The 16,700-nt window shown below is 51.2% G+C and carries 18 protein-coding genes; 8 read left to right on the plus strand and 10 right to left on the minus strand.

Annotated elements, in window-relative coordinates; genetic code table 11:
- Positions 1 to 45: 45 nt before the first annotated feature.
- From DUE52_RS05820 to DUE52_RS05850, 7 genes are all read right to left on the minus strand, one after another.
- The gene (locus DUE52_RS05820) at positions 46 to 312 is read right to left on the minus strand and encodes a NifU family protein (RefSeq protein ID WP_114405235.1); all 267 of its coding nucleotides are present in this window, start codon (positions 310 to 312) and stop codon (positions 46 to 48) included.
- A gap of 78 nt (positions 313 to 390) precedes the next feature.
- Positions 391 to 1,500: an Mrp/NBP35 family ATP-binding protein gene (locus DUE52_RS05825; protein WP_114405042.1), complete on the minus strand. Its 1,110-nt coding sequence runs from the start codon at positions 1,498 to 1,500 to the stop codon at positions 391 to 393.
- A gap of 29 nt (positions 1,501 to 1,529) precedes the next feature.
- Positions 1,530 to 2,543 carry a GSCFA domain-containing protein gene (locus tag DUE52_RS05830; RefSeq protein ID WP_114405043.1) on the minus strand — a complete coding sequence of 338 codons (1,014 nt, stop codon included), beginning with the start codon at positions 2,541 to 2,543 and terminating at the stop codon, positions 1,530 to 1,532.
- Between the two features lie 80 nt (positions 2,544 to 2,623).
- A complete protein-coding gene (gene rplI / locus DUE52_RS05835; protein WP_114405044.1) occupies positions 2,624 to 3,067 on the minus strand; it encodes a 50S ribosomal protein L9 in 444 nt (147 codons plus the stop codon).
- A 109-nt stretch (positions 3,068 to 3,176) separates the two neighbouring features.
- The gene (gene rpsR, locus DUE52_RS05840) at positions 3,177 to 3,428 is read right to left on the minus strand and encodes a 30S ribosomal protein S18 (protein ID WP_038117645.1); all 252 of its coding nucleotides are present in this window, start codon (positions 3,426 to 3,428) and stop codon (positions 3,177 to 3,179) included.
- 2 nt (positions 3,429 to 3,430) lie between these two features.
- Positions 3,431 to 3,814 (minus strand): 30S ribosomal protein S6, encoded by a 384-nt coding sequence (gene rpsF / locus DUE52_RS05845; RefSeq protein ID WP_114405045.1) that lies wholly within the window; start codon positions 3,812 to 3,814, stop codon positions 3,431 to 3,433.
- 162 nt (positions 3,815 to 3,976) lie between these two features.
- Entirely contained in the window at positions 3,977 to 4,921 is a 945-nt protein-coding gene (locus DUE52_RS05850; protein WP_114405046.1) for a DUF8428 domain-containing protein, read from the minus strand.
- A 167-nt stretch (positions 4,922 to 5,088) separates the two neighbouring features.
- On the opposite strand from DUE52_RS05850, the gene DUE52_RS05855 reads away from it, so the two are divergent.
- From DUE52_RS05855 to DUE52_RS05885, 7 genes are all read left to right on the plus strand, one after another.
- Entirely contained in the window at positions 5,089 to 5,751 is a 663-nt protein-coding gene (locus DUE52_RS05855; protein WP_114405047.1) for a YggS family pyridoxal phosphate-dependent enzyme, read from the plus strand.
- A gap of 14 nt (positions 5,752 to 5,765) precedes the next feature.
- On the plus strand, positions 5,766 to 6,152 hold the full coding sequence (locus tag DUE52_RS05860) for a DUF423 domain-containing protein (protein WP_114405048.1): 387 nt from the start codon (positions 5,766 to 5,768) through the stop codon (positions 6,150 to 6,152).
- Between the two features lie 283 nt (positions 6,153 to 6,435).
- Positions 6,436 to 6,834 carry a hypothetical protein gene (locus tag DUE52_RS05865; RefSeq protein ID WP_114405049.1) on the plus strand — a complete coding sequence of 133 codons (399 nt, stop codon included), beginning with the start codon at positions 6,436 to 6,438 and terminating at the stop codon, positions 6,832 to 6,834.
- A gap of 9 nt (positions 6,835 to 6,843) precedes the next feature.
- Entirely contained in the window at positions 6,844 to 7,512 is a 669-nt protein-coding gene (locus DUE52_RS05870; RefSeq protein ID WP_114405050.1) for a hypothetical protein, read from the plus strand.
- A 93-nt stretch (positions 7,513 to 7,605) separates the two neighbouring features.
- Positions 7,606 to 8,952 (plus strand): ethanolamine permease, encoded by a 1,347-nt coding sequence (eat, locus tag DUE52_RS05875; protein ID WP_114405236.1) that lies wholly within the window; start codon positions 7,606 to 7,608, stop codon positions 8,950 to 8,952.
- 203 nt (positions 8,953 to 9,155) lie between these two features.
- Positions 9,156 to 10,133, plus strand: coding sequence for a hypothetical protein (locus tag DUE52_RS05880; protein WP_114405051.1), 978 nt, complete (start codon positions 9,156 to 9,158; stop codon positions 10,131 to 10,133).
- 48 nt (positions 10,134 to 10,181) lie between these two features.
- Entirely contained in the window at positions 10,182 to 11,594 is a 1,413-nt protein-coding gene (locus tag DUE52_RS05885) for a hypothetical protein (RefSeq protein ID WP_114405052.1), read from the plus strand.
- A gap of 80 nt (positions 11,595 to 11,674) precedes the next feature.
- Here the strand turns inward: DUE52_RS05885 and DUE52_RS05890 are convergent, their stop codons facing one another.
- The gene (locus tag DUE52_RS05890; protein ID WP_114405053.1) at positions 11,675 to 12,448 is read right to left on the minus strand and encodes an NIPSNAP family protein; all 774 of its coding nucleotides are present in this window, start codon (positions 12,446 to 12,448) and stop codon (positions 11,675 to 11,677) included.
- Positions 12,449 to 12,590: 142 nt separating this feature from the next.
- Between DUE52_RS05890 and DUE52_RS05895 the strand changes: the two genes are divergently transcribed.
- Positions 12,591 to 13,553, plus strand: coding sequence for an alpha-E domain-containing protein (locus DUE52_RS05895; protein ID WP_114405054.1), 963 nt, complete (start codon positions 12,591 to 12,593; stop codon positions 13,551 to 13,553).
- Between the two features lie 66 nt (positions 13,554 to 13,619).
- On the opposite strand, the gene DUE52_RS05900 is transcribed toward DUE52_RS05895, so the two are convergent.
- Both DUE52_RS05900 and glgB read right to left on the minus strand, forming a co-directional pair.
- The gene (locus DUE52_RS05900) at positions 13,620 to 14,387 is read right to left on the minus strand and encodes a hypothetical protein (protein WP_114405055.1); all 768 of its coding nucleotides are present in this window, start codon (positions 14,385 to 14,387) and stop codon (positions 13,620 to 13,622) included.
- A 287-nt stretch (positions 14,388 to 14,674) separates the two neighbouring features.
- Positions 14,675 to 16,678 (minus strand): 1,4-alpha-glucan branching protein GlgB, encoded by a 2,004-nt coding sequence (glgB, locus tag DUE52_RS05905; RefSeq protein WP_114405056.1) that lies wholly within the window; start codon positions 16,676 to 16,678, stop codon positions 14,675 to 14,677.
- Positions 16,679 to 16,700: the final 22 nt, after the last annotated feature.

Raw genomic sequence — 16,700 nt, forward strand, 5'->3', positions numbered from 1 at the left:
GAGCGGCCAAAAGTCTTACAAATGCAGAATCTTGCTAAATATGATTTAAAACGCCGGCGTCAGATTGACGGCTTCGACCCGCGTAATTTCCGGAACGGCTTTCAAAATTGCTTCTTCCAACCCGGCTTTGAAGGTCATGGTTGACATGGGGCAGGAGCCACACGCGCCGACCAGTTCCAGCCGGACTACTTTATCGCTCGTCACTTCCAGCACCTTTACGTTGCCCCCATCTGCTTCCAGATACGGCCGGATGCTATTCAGCGCCTTTTCGATACGATCTATTATTATTTCGTTATCCAGTACAGTTTCCATGCGAACAATAAACAAAAGGTGGTCAAATGACTGATGGTAAAAATACGTTTTTTCCCTCTTAAATCCAATCAAAACGGCTTATTGGCGAACAATTTCGACCGGACGGGTTTTGTCAAGTGTGGCATTGCGTACCGAAATTTGCTGCGCCAGGGCTTCAGCCGCCGACCGGAAAGCCCCCGAGGTTACCGGATCATTTTCAGTCACAACGGGTTTGCCATCATCACCCGCTTCCCGGATGCTCTGCACCAGCGGAATCTGGCCCAGCAACGGCACGTCAAATTTATCGGCCAGCAACTGACCACCGCCTTTGCCAAAGATATAATATTTTGAGTCAGGCAGCTCGGCGGGGGTAAAATAGGCCATGTTTTCGATCACACCCAACACCGGCACGTTAATCTGCGGTTGCCGGAACATCGCCAGCCCCTTCGTTGCATCGGCCAGCGCCACTTTTTGAGGAGTGGTTACAATAACCGCGCCGGTTACGGGAACGGTTTGCACCAGCGTCAGGTGAATATCGCTCGTACCGGGCGGCAAATCGATCAGCAGATAATCGAGTTCACCCCAGTTGGTATCGGCAAAAAACTGCCGCAGTGCCTGGCTCGCCATTGGTCCCCGCCAAACGATGGCGTTGTCCTTCGGCGTCAGAAAACCGATCGACATCAGCTTGACGCCAAATTGCTGAATCGGTTGCAGCATATTCTTGCCGTCTACCTGCCCCACCGCGGGTTGCAGTTCCTCCGCCCCGAACATCACCGGAATCGAAGGACCAAAAATATCGGCGTCGATGATCCCGACCTTCGCGCCGGATTTGTACAAAGCCACCGCCAGATTGGCCGTTACGGTCGATTTGCCAACCCCTCCTTTCCCCGACGCAATCGCGATGATATTCTTCACACCCGGCAAAACCGGTGCGTTGAAACGCGTCGAACTCACATCCGCCGTCAGGTTGACAATTACTTCAATGTCGGGACCAATGTAGGTGTGAATGGCGTCGACACAGCGTTTGCGAATCAGTTCTTTCAGCGGACAGGCCGGGGTGGTGAGCACCACCGTAAAACGCACCTGATCAACACCTAACTCAATGTCTTTCACCATATTGAGCGTAACCAAATCACGCTTCAAATCCGGTTCTTCGACGTGCCCGAGGGCATTTAAAACACTTTCTTTGGTAAGTTTATACGTTGACATAAGTACAGGTCTGTTGGGTAAACAGCGAATCAGGCGGCCTGGTTCGCGCCCGGGTCAATCGTTTTGAACGCCCGCAACCGGCTTTCTATTTCTTGTTTCTCCCGGGTAACATCGGCTTTTTTAGAAACCGCATCCAATTGTTGAAGCAACTTTTCCAGAAACCGCCGGTGCGATTCCGTTCCTTCGTGAAAAGGCCGGTGCGCCATCGCCTTCCGCAGGCTTTGCCACTCGGTTATAAAGCTGCGAAGTTCGGCATCAAACGCGCATTCGGCAAACTTTTCAAAAATATAGGTTTCGGCCACGGCATTGGGATGAATCAGATCGGCCTCGTAAAACCGGTAATCGCGCAAATCATCCATCATAATCTCGTAAGCCGGGAAATAATGAACCTGCTCGTTCCAGACCGTCAATTCGTGGCTAACAGCCCTCAGAATCGATTTACTGGCCTGATTCAGCGGCAAAGTGTCTTTGGTATGTCGCACCGGGCTAACCGTCAGCAGGATCTGCAAACCCGGATTGGTCCGCTTCAGCTTTTTCACCAGATCGTTCAGTGTTTGCTGAACGTGTTCGTAGGCATACAGGTATTTTTCAAACAGAAAACCGGGCATTTTCTGGCAGTTGGCTATCACCTTCCCGGTTTCGAGATGTCGGTACACCGTGGTCGTTCCCAGCGTCAGCACAAGCCAGTCAGCAGTTCGAAGGGCTTCACCGGTTTGGGTCAGCAATTCCGTGAGTCGTGCGTGCAATTCGTCGCGGCTGCGGCCCCAGAAGGTAGAATGAAAGTCGTAATGAAACCACAAACCGTCACGTTCCACATACAGATCCGGATCGGGCCCGGCACTTTGCAGGGAAGCCAGCAGAAGTTTGGCGATGGAGACCGGATTGAACAGCGTTCCGAACGGATTGCTCCGTACAGCCACTTTATTGTCGGTCAAGTGGCGGCCCAGCACGTCGGCGAAGCAGGAGCCAATGGTCACCACCCGGGCGTCGGGCCGGATCAAAGCCGGTAGTTTTTCCGGCGATAGTTCAGTACGAAAGTCCATACTATACTAACAAAAAAGCGGTTCGAAAAGCTCCGAACCGCCTTAAAAAATTCACACGATAACGTGCTGATTATCATCGATTATTCAGCCGCAATCACGTCAAACTTAATCGTTTGTTTTACGTCTTTGTGCAGGTTGACGATGGCGTTGTAGGCACCCAGAACTTTGGCTTCATCGATCGTAATTTTCTTCCGGTCGATGTCGTATCCTTTTTCTTTCAGGGCATCGGCCACCTGGGTGTTGGTAACCCGGCCGAAGATTTTACCGCTTTCGCCCGCTTTCGCCAGAATCTTCAATTCCAGTTGTCCGATTGCTTCGGCAATGGCCAAGGCGTCGTTCTTGGTTTTTTCGGCTTTGTGAGCGGCCTGGCGAATGTTTTCGGCCACCACTTTTTTATTCGAATCCGTTGCCATTACGGCATATCCCTGCGGAATCAGGTAATTACGGCCATAGCCGGGTTTAACTTCAACAGTGTCGTTCTTAAAACCCAGTCCGGCGATGTCGGTTTTCAGTATGATTTGCATAATATGAATGAGTTTTCAGTTTATGGAATACGGTTTTCAGTAAACGGTTTACGGTTTTCAGACAAGCAGAACTCCGTAAACTGTATACCGTAAACCGAACACCTTAAACTTATTTCAGTGAATCGCCTACGTAAGGTAATAAGGCAAGGTGACGAGCGCGTTTAACGGCCTGACCAACCTTGCGTTGGTATTTCAGGCTCGTTCCGGTGATCCGGCGGGGCAGAATTTTGCCTTGCTCGTTCAACAACTTCAACAGGAAGTTGGGATCCTTGTAATCGATGTATTTGATACCGGATTTTTTGAAACGACAGTATTTCTTCCGGTTTTCGTTTTTGCTAACGGGTTCGTTCTGCAGACTCATGATTATTTGGCCTCCTCTCCTGCTTTTTCGGTTTGTTGTTTGCTTTTACCCAGTTGTCCTTTGCGACGACGTTCGTTGTACGCCAGTGCGTGCTTATCGAGAACCGTGGTCAGGTTGCGAATGATGCGCTCATCCCGACGGAATTCGATGTCCAGTGCTTCGGGAACCTTCGTTTCAGCCGAAAACTCAAACAGGAAATAGTAGCCTGTATTCTTGTGTTGGATCGGGTACGCCAGTTTGCGCAGGCCCATACTCTCTTCGTTAACAATTTCCGCACCGTTATCGGTTAAAATCTTGCGGAACTTGTCGACAGTGTCCTTTATCTGAACTTCAGATAAAACGGGAGTTAAAATGAACACCGTCTCATAGTTCTTGGTGAACTGCATGACAATTGTGTTAAATGGATAATGATTTCAAAATGAGGACGCAAAGGTAGGAATAAAGGAGGAAAGGAGAAAGGGATGAAAGGATTTTTTGTTCGTCACCTTTTCATCCCTTTCTCCTTTCCTCCTTTATTCCTTTCCTCCTTTATTCTTGCTCCTCTATTGCTATTTCACCGTAAACTCGCCCTGCCCGATTTTAAAACCTTCCGAGTACAGCTCAATCTGGTGCGTACCTTCTTTAAACGGGATGTTGCCCCGGCCATAGATAAAAGCCACCTGCTGCCCGGTATTGTCATACGCTACGGTTTGTTTGGCCGTATAGACCATTTCCTGTCCGCTGAAAATAAATTGGCCGGAACCGGTGGCCATGTCCGCAATAACCGACCCGCTGGGGTCCAGAATCCGGAGAAAAATATCTTTTTCGTTCTCCTGCGCCAGTGGATTGGTCGAAAGCCGGAACGAAATCTTTATTTTTTCGATGCGCCGGGCGCGGTATTCACCACCATCGCTTTCTTTACCGCGTCGGTTGATGGCATTCACCACCAGGTTCTCCGCTTTCAGGGCTGATGCGAGGGTTACTTTTTCGGCCAGTTCCCGGTTTTTCTCGGCAATTGTCGTCACCGTGTCGTTCAGGGCCTGCCGTTCGTTTTTCAAGCTGGTGTTCTCTTCCGTCAGGGTCTGGTTCTGTGACGTCAGGATGCTGTTTTCTTCCTTGAGTTGGCCGATTTCCTTGTCTTTTTCATCCAGAATAGCCAGGTATTCTTTGATTTTCCCTTCGTATTTCTTGATGTCGAAAGCCGCCACATTCCGCAGGTTCCGCTTGTCGGCTTCCAGTTGTTCTTTCACTTTCAACAGCGAATCCACCCGCCCACCGAGCGACTGAATTTCGGAAATTTTCGCATCCAACTGCGTCGAAATGGAATCCAGGCGGGTCTTGGTCACCAGCATTTCCTGGGTTTTATCAGTCAGGGTAGTTTGCTGGCTTTTATTGGTTTGTCTCTCCTGGTAATAAAAATAGAGGAGCAGCAAATTCAGGGCGGCCAGAATCCCTAAAGCCACTAATAAGTAATTTTTACGGTTATTACGTCGGTCCTGGTTATACGACTCCATCGATGAGTATTACTTGATTTGTTTCGCGTTATTTGGCGTAAAGTAAGGCTTTCCTGTACTTTTTTCAATAAAACCGTCCATTATTTTCCGGCAACTGTCCCTTAAATTACCGTCGGAAGGATTCAAATTGCATCCATTATCTTTGCCCCAAATTGAGTAATCAGACAATGACCATCGCCACGAACATCCAGCAGATTGAACAGCAACTGCCCGAACAGACCAAGCTGATCGCCGTTACCAAAACCAAACCCGTTGCCCTGCTTCAGGAAGCCTACGACGCGGGTTGCCGGCGTTTTGGCGAAAACAAGGTGCAGGAAATGGTCGATAAACAACCGCAGTTGCCCGCCGACATCGAATGGCACCTCATCGGCCACCTGCAAACCAACAAGGTCAAATACATGGCACCGTTTGTGAGCCTGATCCATTCGGTCGATAGCCTGAAAGTACTGGAAGAAATTAACAAACAGGCCGCCCGGAACGCCCGCGTCATCGACTGCCTGCTCCAGATTCACATTGCGCAGGAAGAAACCAAGTTTGGCTTTGACGAAGCAGAAGCCGACGCCCTGCTGAATTCCCCGGAACTCGACCAACTAACCAATATCCGGATTGTGGGACTGATGGGCATGGCGACCAACACCGACGACGAAGCCCAAATCCGGCAGGAATTTCGAACGCTCAAGCACCTCTTCGACCGGCTCAGCACCCTTCAGAAACCGAATGTGGCTTTTCAGGAGCTTTCGATGGGCATGAGCAGCGATTATTTGATCGCAATTGAAGAAGGCAGCACAATGGTACGGGTTGGAAGTGCGATATTTGGAACACGAAACTGACACAACCCATTATCATGCATAAAATTTTTCTGCAATCCGGTGCCATTCTGGGCTTTCTGGGCGTCGCCCTGGGTGCTTTTGGAGCCCACGCCTTTCGGGCTATGCTTGAGCTTTCGAAGCGCAGCGACACCTTTGAAACCGCCGTGAAATACCAGTTTTACCACGCGCTGGCGCTGGTTGCCATCGGAATTCTGTTGCAACTACCGGCGACGACGGCGGTTTCGGCAAAATATTATTCGTGGGCAGGTTACGCCTTTCTGTTTGGCGTTCTTATTTTCAGCGGCTCGCTGTATGCCATTTGTTTCACCGGTATCACCAAATTCGGGGCCATTGCCCCCATCGGCGGGTTGCTGATGCTGGCGGGCTGGGCAATGCTGTTGATCGGTGGGTTGAAAAGTTAAGTTTCGGTTTTATTATCCCGTAGGGATTTAACAGCGCAGCGTCGGTAGAAGTGGAGGTTCTCTCAAGCGCCCTTCGTGCCGTAAGGTACGAGACATTCATGTGTCTGCTAATGGTTATGTACCTGACGGCACATTAAAAGACGGAAGCGCCTGATTGATCTACCGACGCTGCGCTGTTGAGCCCCAAAGGGTCTCAAACCGTTCGGCTTGTTATTGAAATAGTATGTTCAAAATGCGGTTCTGAGAGACGACTCGAATCAAACATTCAACATCTGATGTGCCTATGAAAAACGTGACGATCATTACGGGACTGGCGGTTTTATTGGCGGGCTGGTTGACGTTATCGGCTTTGCGCCCGGAGACTTCCCTACCAACGGCTGTGGTCATGACCGACTCGGTCAAACACGACCCAGCGACCGGTCTGGCAGTCGATGAGCGGCTGACGCTGGTGGTCGCCCAATGCACGGCCTGTCATTCGAGCAAACTGATTTTGCAAAACCGCTTCACCCGCGATGGCTGGAAGGAGAAAATCCGCTGGATGCAACGCACGCAGAAACTCTGGGACCTGGGCGAAACGGAGCCGGTGGTGCTGGATTATCTGGTCAAATATTACGGCCCGGAACAAAAAGCGTTCGATGGTCGCCGGAAACCGATGCCGGCGGTGCAGTGGTATAAATTGTAAGCTCGCAACATGAAAAAAAACGCTTATCACTATCTTTTTGGACAGGATACGCTGTATCAGGTCGAAGAACCGGAGCCAATTGTGAGGGCACAAGTGCGACCCGAACCGCCGGTTGCTCAACCCGAAATTATAGTTGAACAAGCCGTTGCGGAACGGGAAACCATGATAGAAGTGAAAGTGGAACCCAAACCGGTTCAACCGGAAATCATTCAGCCGGTACAATTGGTTCAACCGGAAATACCGCTGGTGGCTTCGATTGAACCGGAACCCGTTCCTGCTCCCATTCCCATCATCGAATCGCCTGCGCCACTGCCCGCGGCTCAAAAGCCCAAAGTATTGCTGCTATTCGATGAGGAACTAACGCCCGGCGAACTGATTTTCCTGGAAAACATCCTGAAAGCCATCCATCTGAGCCTCAGCGACATCGACATGCTGAACCTGGCCGGCTCGGGACTGGTCGATTTTCACGCGGTTTTGGAGAACAAAACCCTGCACCATTTCATCTCCTTCGGCGTCCCCTTCAAAACCATTCATTTGAACATTCAGATGGACCGGTACCAGCCCATCCGGATTTTCGGCATTACGTTCCTGCTGGCCGACCCGCTTTCGGCCATTGAAGCCGACTCAAAACTGAAGCGCAAATTGTGGGAAGTATTGAAAAAAGTATTTTTGGATTAATCCCAAAAATGGCTTTTATTTAGATTGCAGTCCCGCATTTCGCTAATTCGGGACACCGTCTTGTACTTTTCCCGTTTCTTTTTGACAGATCAGATGGTTGAATCCTCTACCGATTCCGCGTCGACACATGCCGACGAATCAACAAGCCAACCCGGATTACGAAAAGTAATCACCACCGCCCAACTGTGGTCGATTGCCGTGGGCATGGTCATTTCCGGCGAATACTTCGGCTGGAATTACGGCTGGGCCGTGGCCGGAACCATCGGTTTTCTGGTGGCCACCCTCCTGGTTACGGTCATGTACCTTGCCTTTATCTTCAGTTATACCGAACTCACGACTTCCATTCCGGACGCGGGCGGGCCGTTTAGCTACGCCAACCGCGCCTTCGGCTCAACGGCGGCTTTCATCGCCGGTTTTGCCACACTCGTCGACTTTTTGATGGCCCCTCCCGCCATTGCTGCGGCTTTAGGCGCTTACGCCAATTTCCTGCATCCGGAACTGCCCGTCCTGGGCGTGGCCATGGCCACTTACGTCGTCTTTATTACCATCAATATTCTGGGCATCAAGGAATCCGCCAATTTTTCGATGATCATTACCGTGCTGGCGGTGGTGGAATTGCTGGTTTTCATGGCACTGGTGGCTCCGTCTTACCAAACCCATAACTTCGTTGCCCACAACGAATCGTATGGTGCAGGCGGGGTGTTTGCCGCCCTCCCGTTTGCGATCTGGTTCTACCTTGCGATTGAAGGCGTGGCGATGGTGGCCGAAGAAGTAAAAAATCCGAAGAAAACGATTCCGCGCGGTTACCTGCTCAGCATCGGCACCCTGGTTTTCCTGGCCCTCGGCACCATGATTCTCACGGCGGGCGTTGGCGACTGGCGTCTGTTGAGCAAAATCGACTACCCGCTGCCCGAAACCCTGGCGATGGTCTGGGGTCGCAACAGCCCGTGGTCGAAAGTTTTCGCCAGTCTGGGGTTGTTTGGACTCATTGCGTCCTTTCACTGCAACACCATCGGCTATTCCCGCCAGATTTTTGCCCTGGCCCGAAGCGGTTATCTGCCCGGTTTTCTGGCGAAGGTCAACCGGCGGTTTCAGACACCCCACTGGGCACTGATCTGGGGCGGTATTGTCGGCTTTATCGCCCTGTTTTCCGGCACCACCGGCGACATCATCATCCTGTCGGCCCTCGGCGCGGTGGTCATGTACATCAGCAGCATGGTGAGCCTGTTCAAACTTCGCCAGAAAGAACCGGATCTCGAACGTCCGTTTATCGCGCCTTTTTACCCCTACATTCCGGCCATTGCCCTCATCTTATCCTGCGTCTGTCTGGTTGCCATCGTGTATTACAACGTCTGGTTGAGTGTGATCTTTGCCGGACTGCTGGCGGTTTCGCTGGCGCTGTTCCGGGTTATTGGCATTCGATTGCCGGATTCGCGTTAGACAGATCAAAGATGTAAGACAAGAGAGAAGAGACAAGAGAAGAAAGATGCACTCCGTCATTTACTGAGGCTATTTTCTTTTTTCTCTTGTCTATCTTCTCTACTCTAATACAAACCTTTCAGAAAAACCGGTTGTTGAACAATATTATGTCGGTCAGGCCGGTTTTTATACAACACCTTTTGCCCGGTAGTTAACGTTTTGATATGACGTTCGAAGAGCAGCTAAACAACAACCCAACCGTACCGGATTTCTCAACGCATTCGCCAGAACCCCTGCCGGACTGGCTGAGCGACGACAATCTGCTGCGCGACGAAGCCGCTCTTCTCGGCTTATCCCATGCTCCGCTGGAAGAAAAAACAAGCCTGATTCGTCTGTATTTTAAACAGCAAACGATTTCATTCGAACGAGAGCGGGAAGAATTGGGCGAAAAAATCGGCGAGTTGAATTTAGGGATCGAACAAAAGACCAACCGCATTGAAGAGCTGCGGCAGAACATCACGCGCCTGGAAGCAGCCAAACCCGATGGTGAACCGCATTTTCTCAAAACCGTCACGGGATTAATCGCTTGCCTGGGTTTGCTGATCGGAAATCATTTTCTGATCCTGGAAACTTTACGGCCGCATTTTGAAGAAAGCAGGTTGCTCTCCCTTGGGGTATTGTTAGCCGGTTTTCTGGGTTTGTATCACCGCACAACGAGTTCAACCGAAACCACGACACCCTTTTCCGTCCGGCAACTTCTGGCCGACGCGGGTTTGCCTTTTGCGACCTCTTTTTTCGTCTTTATCTACGCTTGCCAAACCCAATCAGCCCTGTCGGCACTGGGCATTTTTCTGTTTCTTTTCTTCCTGTTTCTGTCCGTCGGGAAGCTCATTCCCGGACTGTTAACGGCTTTGCAGAACGATTTTCGGTATCGAAATCAGGAAAAAAATTTGAAAAACGAGCGAAATTTGAAAACAGTAGCCTGGGAAAATGAGATTAATGCATTAACAATCAGTGTCGATGCGATCCGCGTGCAAAAGTGGCAGCTATTGCCTTTCCTGAATCGGGTCGAGTTGGAACTATCCCGAAGCAACACCCGACGGGATTTGTTGATCGAGTTGTTTGAAAACGAATTTAACCTGGCCCGCAGCCTGCGCGACCGGCTTTCGGAGCAACAGATACGGGCCATTGTGGCCAATTAACGAGTTGTCGGCATCCCTGACGCCCACAACTTCTAAACGGAAAACGATATGAACGAGCAGCAGCCAAAAGATAGCCAGGATTTTCAGCACGGGTATACGAGCGGAGTCGAAGGAACTGACCGCCAGAATTACGAAGGCTATTTATCGAGTCAGGTCAGCGACGAGTGGATTAAGGAGCGCGTGGAAAGCAAGCAGGACGAAATCCGACAAATCGACCAGAAATTAGCGGATACGACGGCCCAGCGCCGGGCCGCCTTCGACCGGCTTCAGGACCACATCATGCAGACGACGCTGGCCGGCAAAGGAGCCGAGCATCTGGAAGCCGAAATCAAAACCGTGGAGGACGAGCGCGAGCAACTGAAAGAACGCCGACAAAATACGGCGTCGGAATATTCGCTGCTGGCCGGGCTGATCTTTGTGGCCGCCGGTATTTCGTTCGTTGCCGGTGATTTGATCATTTCCCACGAAATTGTGGCCTATGCGCTCAACATCCGCAACAATGTGGAAGCCTGGATGTTTGCGGTGGGTCTGGCGATGGTCTCCATTCTGTTGAAACCGGCCTACGACCGGCTGATTGAGGAACCTTATCTCACCAACTCATCGCCCGAAGCATCCCGCCGATACGGCTGGTTCAAAATGGGGCTGACCATACTGTCGATTGTTACGCTGGTGATTTTGGGCTGGTTTCGGTATGATGCCTACCGGACCGATAAGCTGAAGGAAGCCATCAACAAAAGCATCAAAAACATCCAGTTAAACGCGACGCCACTGGACCCGACCAACCCGAATCCGGTGGCCGATCAGCGGGTTTTGCAGAAAATTGAACGGCAACTCCAGCAATCCGACGAGCTGAATCTCCAGTTGGTCAACAGTCCGTGGGCGCTGCTGTCGTTTGTGTTGAGTGGCGTTTTGTTCGCCCTGGCCGGGGCGGTCTGTCTGGGAATCGGCTTGCCGGTTTTGCAGAAATTCTGGTTCCGCTGGCTACAGGTCGACCCGCGGTTGTGGCGGCTGCGTCGCCGTCGCCGGAAGCTGGAAAAACAATACCAGGCCGTTCAGCAGGAGGTGGCGAAACACCTGACGCAGAAAAATATCATGGATCATGAACTCGGCATTCTGGCTTCGCTGGACGAATTGCGCCAACGCAAGCAGCAACTGACGAATGAGATTGACCAATTGATCGACGACCGCAAACTGGCCCGAACCGACAGCCGGATTGCCTCTTTCAATGATGGATACGAGAAAGGTCAGGCGGCCCGTCAGGCCATGACCGAAGAAGAATTTAACCAGTATCGGAACGGTTTTTTCTCCGTTTCCAATCTGGCAACGAAAGCCCGCTCCTCGTCTGATCAGGAACGCTTGCCTGCCGACAAAACAACCTATGCCAACCAACGCCCCGTCAACGGCCTTCGTCCCCACCAGGCCGTCCGCCAGCACCTCGCCGATGGCCTAGATAATGAGTGAATGCCTCAATGAGTGAATGAGTGAATAAAAAAAGGGATGCTCGATTTTCCATTCACTCATTCACTCATTGAATCATTCACTCATTGAATCGGTGAATAGTCCGTTGCTTTCATGTAAACCGATTCGACTTTGGTGGTCAGGGAGCCGTTTTTCTCGGAATCGGCTTTGGCCTTCACCCATTTCGGATCGACCCGGAACTCATCGAAATGCTTCTTGCCTTCCGCTTCACTCGGGTGCGCCAGAATGTACACCAGTTTCGACTGACCGCTTTCGTCGGGCTGCGTCGTCAGCCAGTAGCCGATGTGGGTCATGCCGTGTTGTTTGAACAGCTTGAGGGTGTGGTTTTTAAACCGGGCGAGCAGGTCGTTCAGTTTGCCGGGAGCCGGTGAATAGGTGCGCAATTCAAACACCCGTCCCGGTTTTTTCGATGCTTTGATTTTGGGTGAAATTTCGGCTTCGGTCATAAAAATCTGGTCGACTTTGGCGACAATTTTGCCATTTGCTTCCGTTTTTGCTACGACTTCCTTCCATTCCGGATCGCTGCTAAAGGCTTTCCACGACGCATCGCGGGCTTCACGGTTGGGATACGACAGGATGTAAATCAGCCTTTCCTGCGAAGCATCGGTCGGAATCCAGTAACCGACGTTGGTCATGCCGTGCTTTTCAAAAATTTTGGTCGTGTATTTCCGAAAACGGTCGATAATGTTTTCGTAATTGCCGGGCGTCGGGTAATAAATCCGGACTTCGTACAAGCGCGAGGGATCGGCCGGTTTAGTGGATTTCGGGTCCGAATTAGCTACCGAAAAACTCAATGCAGTTACAACAAGGCTACAGGTTAATAGGAAATTTCTCATTGGTACGCGGCTGTTAGTTGAAGTACAAAAATAGAGAGAGAACCGACAGGATTAATTGATTAATCATAATTTCGATAAAGGCACTTTTTTCAGATAAAAAACTATCTTTACAAATCAAACATCCCTATAAAATTTTGATTTTATGCTGAGTCGCGTTGCAAACTCTATCTATTGGATGAACCGCTACATTGAACGGGCCGACAATTATTCCCGTTTTATGAGTGTCAATTTTAATCTGGCGTTGGATTTACCGCCCAATGTCGACGAACAATGGGAACCGCTTTTAATTGCCACTGCCGATAATTACCTGTTTTACAACTACTACCAGGAGCCAACCCGCGAGAATGTCATCGATTTTATGACCTTCGACAAGCGAAATCCCAACTCCATCGTGAGCTGCCTGAACAATGCCCGGGAAAACGCCCGGACGATCCGGGAAAGCATTTCGAAGGAAATGTGGGAAAACATCAACGATCTGTATTTGCGCGTTCGGGACACGACGACAAAAGGGGAATCCAACTTAGACCGTTTGCAGGAATTTCTAAATAACGTAAAAAACGGTTGCCAGCATTTTTACGGCGTCATCGACTGCACCATTACCCGCAACGAAGCCTGGCATTTCGGGCGAGTGGGGCGGTTTCTGGAACGCGCCGACAAAACCTCCCGGTTTCTGGATGTGAAGTACTTTACGCTTCTGCCCGACGCCGACGCCGTGGGTTCAACGCTTGATCTGATGATCTGGACCGCCGTTCTGAAATCGGGCAGTGCCTACAACATGTACCGGCAGCAATACAAAATGATTAGCTCGTCGACCATTGTTGAATTCCTGATTCTGGACAAACTTTTCCCCCGTTCGGTTGCCCACTGCATCCGTCAGGCCGAACTGTCGCTTTACGAAATATCGGGCAATCTGATCACCAACGGGTTTAAGAACGATGCCGAAAAGGCTTTGAGCAAGCTCCGGTCGGAGATTGAGTTTACCGAAACATCCGAGCTCTTCAAAACCGGTCTGCATCAGTACCTGGATCGTTTCCAGATTCGCACCAACGAAGCCGCCAAAGCCGTTTACGAAACGTACTTCAGCCTGAAACCGGTCGAAGCCTGATGAACGCTCAACGGCTTGAAAAACTTCCCGTGCAGGCAAAAGTCCTTTCAAGCCGTTGAGGTGTTGTTATTTGTAAAAAGGAAACGTCAGGGCAACGTAACCCATGGCGGCCCGGTTGCGAAACCGTCGGTTGTCATCGTCAATGTTCAGATTGCTGGCCCGCATTTCGGTAGTAATCCAATGGTAGCCCACCTTCACGCCCATTCGTCGCAGCATCGTCAATCTCACGTAGACTTCGCTGGAGAGCGATCCCAGATCATTGTCGCCCAGCAACCGCACATTCAACCGTTGAGGCTGAGCGTATTGCAAGGGTGAAACCCGAAAACTCACGGTATCAATTTCTGAATCGGCATTGGTATGCTCGAACCGACCGGTTGTCGACCGGTAGCGTCCCTCCCGGCTTCTGCCAAAGCCCAGGCCGATCAGATCGGCACCAGCACCCACTTCCACCGGTCCCAGCCGAACCTGCGCCCGTAAACCAAAATTGACGGTTGAAACCGTCACCCAATCGAATCGCATGGTATCGATATTGGCCGCCACCTCGGGAGCCCCAATGGCCCCAAAGCCGGTTTTTTCACGGGTGAGCCGGGCTGGAGCTGTCGTATAATTCAGGTTATCTCCGTAAAAATTCCCCCCTTTGATCGTCCAGCCAATCGAAAAAATCTTGTTGGCATCCAGATTTAGCAGTTCATAATAGGTGATGGACGGCGCCAGATAATCCTTTTTAAAAGCGGCACCCACGTCCACTCCGCTGCTGATCCGGCTGGCGGTGGGCGTTTGTGAGAAGGCGACGGCAGACGTAAAGACCAGCACTAATGTTACTATTTTTCTCATATAGGAAACTTACTTTGTAAAGCAAAGTTAATGGGATTAACTGAAAGCTGGTGGTTTTGTTTCGCGCCGACCGCATCATTTTTTTGCCAAAAATTCGTTCTACGGCCAATCCGATAACATTCAGGCAAGTAAATGGTTTAGAAAACTTACGTGTACGGGTCACAACAGGCGGTTCGTGAATCCTGCTTTGATACATGTAGAAACCCGGTGTCAAAGGTTTCAAAATCCATGATTGCCCAAACAATAATTTTTGCAAAAAGTATGCCCGCACGGGGCATACCTGAAATTTATGCTTCATTATTCTGATACTTCAGCACCACCGCTCCCAACGGCGGCACGGTGAGCACGATGGAAGCCTGACGCCCTTGCCACTCCTGCGGTTCCGAGACAAGCGGCTGGCTATTCAGCAGGCCGCTCCCAAAAAACGCCCGATCGTCGCTGTTGAACAACTCGGCCCAGGTGCCGGCCGCCGGAACACCAATGCGGTAGTCGGTGCGCGGAATGGGCGTCATGTTCAACACAATCACCACCTGCTCTTTGGTGCGGGTTCCTTTCCGGGCGTAGACAATCATGCTGTTTTCGCGGTCCGTCGTATCGATCCACTCGAAGCCTTCGGCCACGAAACTCTGCTCATACAGCGCCGGTTCGCTGCGATACAGCCGGTTTAATGCTTTCATGCACTCTTTCATACCCTGATGGGGTGCATAATCGAGGAGGTGCCAGTCGAGGCTGCCGTCGAATTTCCACTCCGAGGTTTGTCCGAATTCACAGCCCATAAACAGCAGTTTGGTGCCGGGATGTGTGAACATATACGTAAACAACAGCCGCAGGTTGGCAAACCGCTGCCATTCGTCACCCGGCATTTTGCTGATCAGCGCCTTTTTGCCGTAGACCACCTCATCGTGCGAAAACGGCAGCATGAAGTTTTCCGAAAACGCATACACCGTGCTGAATGTCAGCTCGTCCTGGTGCCAGCGACGGTAATACGAATCGCGCTGAAAATACCGCAGGGTGTCGTTCATCCAGCCCATCATCCACTTCATGCCGAAGCCCAAACCGCCCGTATAGGTAGGTCGGGTCACGCCCGGAAAGGCCGTCGACTCCTCGGCAATCATCTGGACTTCCGGAAAGTCCTTGTAAACCGCTTCGTTCAGTTCCTTGAAGAGCGAAATGGCTTCCAGGTTTTCCCGGCCACCGAATACGTTTGGTTCCCATTCGCCGTGGTTGCGGGAATAATCGAGGTACAGCATCGACGCGACGGCATCAACCCGCAACCCGTCGGCATGAAACCGGTCCAGCCAGAACAGAGCATTACTGAGCAGAAACGCCCGCACCTCGTTGCGACCGTAATTAAAAATGTAGCTTTTCCAGTCGGGATGATAGCCCTTCCGCATATCGGGATGCTCATACAGGTGCGAACCGTCGAACTCATACAAGCCGTGGGCATCACCCGGAAAGTGCGAAGGTACCCAGTCGAGATACACGCCGATGTTCTCCTGGTGCAGCCGCTCGATCATATTCATGAAATCCTGCGGGGTACCGAACCGGCTGGTCGGTGCAAAATACCCGGTGATCTGGTAGCCCCACGACGGGTCGTACGGATGCTCCATAACAGGCATAAATTCGACGTGCGTAAAGCCCAGTTCCTTGATGTAGGGCACCAGTGCATCGGCTACTTCATTGTACGACAATTGCCGTGTGGGCTCCGACGGATCACGACGCCACGAATTCAGGTGAAGTTCATACACGGAAATGGGTTTGTTGAGGGCGTTGATTTTCCCCCGGTTCCGCATCCAGTAATCATCCTTCCATTCGTACCAGTTGTCCCAGACAACCGAGCCGGTTTTGGGCGGTGTTTCCCACCAGAGTGCAAACGGATCGCCTTTCTCAAGTTCACGGCCGCTATCGTGCGTGATGGCATATTTATAAATCTCACCCCGGCCAATGTGGGGCACAAAAGCCTCCCAGATCCCGGAACTGTCCCAGCGAACTTTCAGCGGATGGCTTCCTTTGTTCCAGCCGTTGAAATTGCCAATAACCGCCACATACCGGGCCGACGGTGCCCAGACGGCAAAATACGTACCGACCACGCCGTCGACCTCGACGACGTGTGAGCCCAGCTTTTCATACAGACGGGTGTGTTTTCCGGCCCGGAAAAGATAGATGTCAAATTCGGTTAATCGACTGTAATCCCCTGAAACGGTTGAAGGTTCAGGTGTTTGGTCGACAGTCTCCGTTTCCGGTTTTGGGTCAATGGTAACAGGAGTCTGTTTGGTCGTACGTTTCGCCATAGGAAAGCTACATGGTTTAGCT

The organism is Larkinella punicea, from assembly GCF_003334855.1.
GTDB classification, from domain to species: Bacteria; Bacteroidota; Bacteroidia; order Cytophagales; family Spirosomataceae; genus Larkinella; species Larkinella punicea.